Raw genomic sequence first — 5,426 nt, forward strand, 5'->3', positions numbered from 1 at the left:
CGGGGTGCGGGGGCGCAGGGCGAGGCGCCGCCGGCCGCTTCCGCGAGGGTTGAGGAGCCATCCGGCGGCCGGGCGCGGGACGGTGAATCACCGGCCGTGCAGTCGGCCGCCGTCGACCGGGCGCGGAATGGCGAAGTGCGTGCCGAGGACATGGCCGCCGCCGACCAGTCGCGGCACGGGCAGTCGCACGCCCTGCAGGCGCGGGGTGCGGAGTCGCGTGCCGTGGCCGAGTCGTCAGGCGATCGGGGGCCGGACGGAGAGATCGTCACGCGGGACGCCGTGAGTACGACTGGTCCCGATGGGCAGCCGCAGCGGACCACCCGGCGGTTTCCGCGGGTCACGAGGGACACCGCGCGGCCCGAGGGCGGGGGGCGCGCCGCGTCCGGGGACGCGCCCGCGCCGGCGCGGCAGTGGCCGATGCTCACGGTGGTGTCGGCCGTCGGACTCGGGCTGCTGCTCACCGCGTTCGGCGTCTTCCGGTACGGCACGCTGCTGATCGGACTCGGGCTGCTCGCAGGCGGCGTACTGCGCTGGATGCTGCCCGGCGTGGGCATGCTCGCCGTCCGCTCCCGCTTCACGGACCTCGTCACCTACAGCACCCTGGGCGTGACCATAGTGCTGCTCTCGATGATGGCCCAGCCCAGACCATGGCTGGAGATCCCGTTCCTGGACGACACGCTGCACTTCACGATCCGCTGAGCACGCGCGCGCGTGGCGGAGGCCCGCACTCTCCCCCGAGTTGGAGTGCGGGCCTCCGCGTTTCCCTCACGGTGGCTCGGGCCGCCTGTGGTGCGCGGGCCTCAGCAGTTGATGTAGCGCATCGTGATGCCGGCGAACCTCTTGCCGCTCGGCGCAGAGAGCCGGACCGGCGAGGAGTCGCCCTTCGGCCCTGCCCAGTCGCTGTCGACGTAGCCGCCGCCGACCAGGTTGCCGCGCACGTACGGGCAACGGCCGTCGGACTTGGTGTCGTGCACCGTTCCCGTGGCCTTGGTGTCGTAGTTGCACCACTTTCCGTTTGCATAGCCCTGCCCACTGCTGATGGACCAGTTGTTCGTGCAGGAGTCGGCAGGCTGGGCCGTGGCGGTGACCGACGGCCCGAAGGCCAGGCCCCCGCCGAGGGCGGCGGTGGCCGCGACCAGAGCGATCCGCTTGCGAGTGATCATGAGTGAGCTCTCCCCGTTGGCTGGAGTTTCGTTGGAGCGGTCGGTGTATCTGTTGCGCCACCGACCGTGCCGTCCCGGCCATGTCAACCGCCAGAGTCGGCGGGGTTTCCGGGGGTAGGTGGGACGTCCCACGCTCTGACCTGCTGGGATGCCGTGGCTGATGACAACGTGCTGGGACGGGGGACGTCGTTCCGGTTGGGTAACGTCCCTTCTCGGGACGCAACCGCACCACCCTTGTGCGCACGTCGTCATCTGACGGAACTTCATATGCATACGCGCCAAACGATCACGGGGGGTGGCGACATGGCGCGCTGGAAGGAACTGTCCGACTCGCTCGACCAGCGGGAGAGGCAACTCGTCGTCCAGCTGCGGCGGTTGAAGGACCGCAGCGGACTGAGCCTGGCCGCTCTCGCGGCGAAGACCACGTACAGCTCCTCGTCGTGGGAGCGCTGGCTCAACGGCAAGAAGCCGGTTCCCCGCGGGGCCGTGACGGAACTGGCGCGGGTGTGCGGCACGGACCCGACACGGCTGCTCGTGCTGCACGAGGTCGCGGAAGGAGCCCGCGGCGAGGCTTCGGAGGCTTCCGGAGCGGAGTCCGAGGAGGCGTCGGCCGCCTCGCGGACCAAGCGGACCAAGCGGACCACGCTGACCTCACGGACCACGGCCGACGAACCGGGCCGCGGTCGCGGCTTCCGGCCCGGCGCGGCTGCGAGCACCGCAGCGGCCGCGGGCACCGGCGCGGCTGCAGGCACCCGAGCGGGCGTCGGTACGCGTACCGGCCCAGGTGCGCGGCGAGGGCGCCTGCTGAGCGCCGCGACCGTCGCGGTGCGCCCGCTACCCGGGTCTCCCGGGTCTCCCGGGCTTCGCCGGAGCGAGATGTCCGCCACACGGCCACGCCACCGCTTCGTCCTCGGCGCCGCCGCCGCGCTGCTCGTCGCGTTCGGCGCCGGCATGATCACCGGCCTGTCCTGGCAGGACGACTCCCGGGACGACTCCGGCGGGCAGCAGGCTGCGGTCGCCGCCGACAACTACCGGCGCGGGCAGACGTACGACTGTGACATCTCTCGCAAGGACGGTGGTCTGTACGCGGGTCACAGCGCCTCCGAGAAGGCGCTGCTCGACATCAACAGCATCGGCTGGGACGTCGTCGAGGCACAGTGCCTGCTGGCCCGGCACGGTTTCGACCCGGGCGACACCGACGGGGTCTACGGCGAGAAGACCAAAAGCGCGGCCTTGGCGTTCCAGGAGAAGCGCGGGATCGCCGTGGACGGCATCGTCGGCCCCGACACCTGGCGGGAGCTGCGCAAGTGACTCCCGAAGTACGCCAACTGACCTCGGGGCTGCGGCAGTTACGGGAATCGGCGGGCCTGAGCCTGAAGGAGCTCGCCGGACGCACCCCCTACAGCAAGTCCTCCTGGGCCCGCTATCTCAACGGCGAGAAGCCCGTGCCGTACGACGCCGTCGTGGCGCTGTGCCGGGTCGCGGGGGAGCGGCCCGAACGGCTGCTCGCGCTGTGGGAGCTGGCCGACGCGGAGTGGAGCGGGCGGGGGAAGCGTGCGGCAGAGCCGGTGGGCGTGCGGCACGGCGGCCATACGCGCCGGCTCGCGTTCGTCACGGCTGCGGTGATCGCGGCCGGCGTGTGCGCCGCGGTCCTCCTGCTGCCTGACGAGTCGGCGGACAGCGCGGTGCCCGAGCCGGCGTACGGCCCCGGCTGCACGGGCCCCGACTGCGAAGGCCAGAACCCCGTCGACATGGGCTGCGGCGGTGAGTCCATGGTGACCTCGGCCGCCCAGCGCACCTTCGCCGACGGGCAGCGCGTCGAGCTGCGTCACGGCAAGGAGTGCCATGCCGTGTGGGCGCGCGCGACCCGGCTGCGGGTCGGGGACCGGGTCGAGCTGACCCGGCCAGGGTCCCGCCCCAAAGAAGTACGGGCGGTCGAAGAGGCCGATGCCGTCGGCTACCTCGCGACACCGATGACGGCGGCGGACGACCCGGCCGGGACCCGCGTCTGCCTGATTCCCGCCAAGGGGGACCGCGTCTGCATCAAGGCCTGACTCCGGGGTACTGGAGCGACGCCCGTCCACTCCCCCGAGCGAGGACGGGCGCCGCCTTGGGTCAAGAGTCGTGGGCGTGCCAACGGCGGTTCAACACCTGTCAGTTCCCTGTGGCACGGAGGTGACAGTTCCGGTACCTCGTACTTGTCGTGCCACGCGTCCCGTAACGATCTGTACCTGACCCGCCAGTAGGTATGTGATTCCCCTGATGATTCAAGTGACATTGGTGACAGGAGATGTCGTCTATGTGTGCCCGTTGTGTCGATGTATTGACAAGTTCGAGGATTTGATCCGATCACGTTCCACGTCAGAGATAACGTGGGCAATCGGGACAGTCCGGGACGTCTCGTGCGCTGACCAGGGGGTCTGACCGGTCGCACGGGATATCGGTGGAACACTGGACCGCAGAACAGCGGGCGTGCAACGGTGCATGCCCACGGCTCGAAATGCTCCTGTGCGCCCCTGTCCGGGGAACTGAGATCCTGGCTACGAGCATCCCTGTGGGTAGCCAGAACGGGGACTCGACAGAGGGCGTCACACGCGGGGAACAGCAAGCACGTTCGGGGGAAGAGGGGGAGCAATGCCTCGTTGGAGGGCCTTGCCGGATGAACTCGATCCGCAGGTCAGGGAGTTCGCCAGTCAGCTGCGTCGACTTGTCGACCGCAGTGGGCTGAGCATCGCTGCCGTGGCCGACCGCACCGGTTACAGCAAGACGTCCTGGGAGCGGTATCTGAACGGCCGGCTGCTCGCGCCCAAGGGCGCGATCGTGGCGCTGGCCGAGGTGACCGGAACCAATCCGGTCCATCTGACCACGATGTGGGAGCTGGCCGAGCGGGCGTGGAGCCGCTCGGAGATGCGCCACGACATGACCATGGAGGCGATCCGGATCTCCCAGGCGCGTGCCGCGCTGGGGGAGTTCGGAGGGCCCGCACCGGCCAAGGGGAGCGGCCGGAGCAGCAGGCACGCGAGCAAGGGCGGCGCGACGGCCGCGCCCAAGCCCGGGGTCGCCGGGCCCGCCGGGGTGGCGCCCACGGTGCCGCCGCGGACCCCTGAGCCGGCTGATTCGCCGACGTCGTTCCTCGGTCGGGGCGGGCTCCCTCAGAAGGGTTCTCAGGGCTCGTCAGGTTCTTCGGGTTCCTCTTCCTCAGGTTCCTCGGGTTCCTCGGCCGGTGCTTCGGGCGCTTCGTCCGGCGCGTCCGGCTCCGGGGGCTCGTCGGGCGCTCGTGGCGGCAGCTGGGGCGTCGTTGCCACGCCTCCAGGGGCTTCCGGTGCTGCCGGGGCTGCCGGCCTCTCCGGGGCGGCGGGACTGTCGGGGCGGCCCGGTCAGTTCGGCCCGCCGGGACAGTCCGGGCAGTCCGGGCAGTCCGGGTTCTCCGCGCCGGCCGGCCCGTCCGGTCCTGCCGGGGGCCCCCCGGAGGGCTCCCGGCCGCGCTCCGGCGGTTCGCCCGACGGCCAGCGGCGGAAGCGGCGGCTCAGGATGTTCCTCGCGGGTGTCGTCGGCGCGGGTGTGGTGATCGCGGCCGCACTGTTCCTCACCGACTCCGGCGGGGGCAGCGCGAGCGGCGAAGAGGCCAAGCCGACCCCGACCCCGTCCGTCAGCAAGGACCTGCCGGCCGGTGTCGAGTGCAGCGGCAAGGACTGCACGGGCCAGGACCCGGAGAACATGGGCTGCGGCGGCGAGTTGGCGACGACCACCGACAGCGTCACCGTCGGCACGGCCCTCATCGAGGTCCGCTACAGCGAGACCTGCGGGGCCGCCTGGGCGCGCATCACGCAGGCCGCGGTGGGCGACGAGGTCCAGATCTCCGCGGCCGACGCGGCCGAGCAGACCGGCACGGTGGAGACGGACACCGACGCGTACACGCCGATGGTGGCCGTGAAGGACGCCGGCGACGCGAAGGCTTGCGCCACGCTGGAGGCGGGCCAGGAGGGCTGCACCACTGGCTCCGCCGGTTGAGCGGTAGGGGCCGTCGGTTCGTAGGGTGTTGGGTTGGCTGCGGGTCCGTTGTGGCTGGTCGCGCAGTTCCCCGCGCCCCTGAAGGGGCGCAGTTCCCGCGTCCCTTCAGGGCGCGGAACAGCACCGGACGGACCAATTCCCGTACGACAGGAATGCTCGTCGTACTCCGGGGCAGGCGAACCGTACCCCCACGGGAGTCCGGCGCCGCCCGGGAGGAATGAGCACCCCCTCCCGGGCCCCGGCACCCCCACC

At 71.4% G+C, this 5,426-nt stretch carries 5 protein-coding genes; 4 read left to right on the plus strand and 1 reads right to left on the minus strand.

Annotated features, from left to right (window positions below; genetic code table 11):
* Window positions 1-150 precede the first annotated feature (150 nt).
* Entirely contained in the window at window positions 151-699 is a 549-nt protein-coding gene (locus G5C60_RS49250; protein ID WP_165270607.1) for a DUF3017 domain-containing protein, read from the plus strand.
* Between the two features lie 101 nt (window positions 700-800).
* Here the strand turns inward: G5C60_RS49250 and G5C60_RS49255 are convergent, their stop codons facing one another.
* Complete coding sequence (locus G5C60_RS49255; RefSeq protein WP_165270601.1) at window positions 801-1,163, minus strand: hypothetical protein; 363 nt, start codon at window positions 1,161-1,163, stop codon at window positions 801-803.
* A 303-nt stretch (window positions 1,164-1,466) separates the two neighbouring features.
* On the opposite strand from G5C60_RS49255, the gene G5C60_RS49260 reads away from it, so the two are divergent.
* From G5C60_RS49260 to G5C60_RS49270, 3 genes are all read left to right on the plus strand, one after another.
* A complete protein-coding gene (locus tag G5C60_RS49260) occupies window positions 1,467-2,474 on the plus strand; it encodes a peptidoglycan-binding protein (RefSeq protein ID WP_165270603.1) in 1,008 nt (335 codons plus the stop codon).
* A complete protein-coding gene (locus tag G5C60_RS49265; protein ID WP_338146146.1) occupies window positions 2,471-3,217 on the plus strand; it encodes a helix-turn-helix domain-containing protein in 747 nt (248 codons plus the stop codon). The genes G5C60_RS49260 and G5C60_RS49265 overlap by 4 nt, the downstream gene beginning before the upstream one ends.
* Before the next feature lie 580 nt (window positions 3,218-3,797).
* Window positions 3,798-5,174, plus strand: a complete 1,377-nt coding sequence (locus G5C60_RS49270; protein WP_165270605.1) for an XRE family transcriptional regulator — start codon at window positions 3,798-3,800, stop codon at window positions 5,172-5,174.
* Window positions 5,175-5,426 lie beyond the last annotated feature (252 nt).

It is taken from the genome of Streptomyces scabichelini (assembly GCF_011045015.1).
GTDB classification, from domain to species: Bacteria; Actinomycetota; Actinomycetes; order Streptomycetales; family Streptomycetaceae; genus Streptomyces; species Streptomyces scabichelini.

Bases quoted from the DNA above. Each gene is read 5' to 3' on its own strand.
- G5C60_RS49255 (WP_165270601.1), bottom strand. From the start codon at position 1,163: ATGATCACTCGCAAGCGGATCGCTCTGGTCGCGGCCACCGCCGCCCTC.
- G5C60_RS49270 (WP_165270605.1), top strand. From the start codon at position 3,798: ATGCCTCGTTGGAGGGCCTTGCCGGATGAACTCGATCCGCAGGTCAGG.
- G5C60_RS49260 (WP_165270603.1), top strand. From the start codon at position 1,467: ATGGCGCGCTGGAAGGAACTGTCCGACTCGCTCGACCAGCGGGAGAGG.
- G5C60_RS49250 (WP_165270607.1), top strand. From the start codon at position 151: ATGGCCGCCGCCGACCAGTCGCGGCACGGGCAGTCGCACGCCCTGCAG.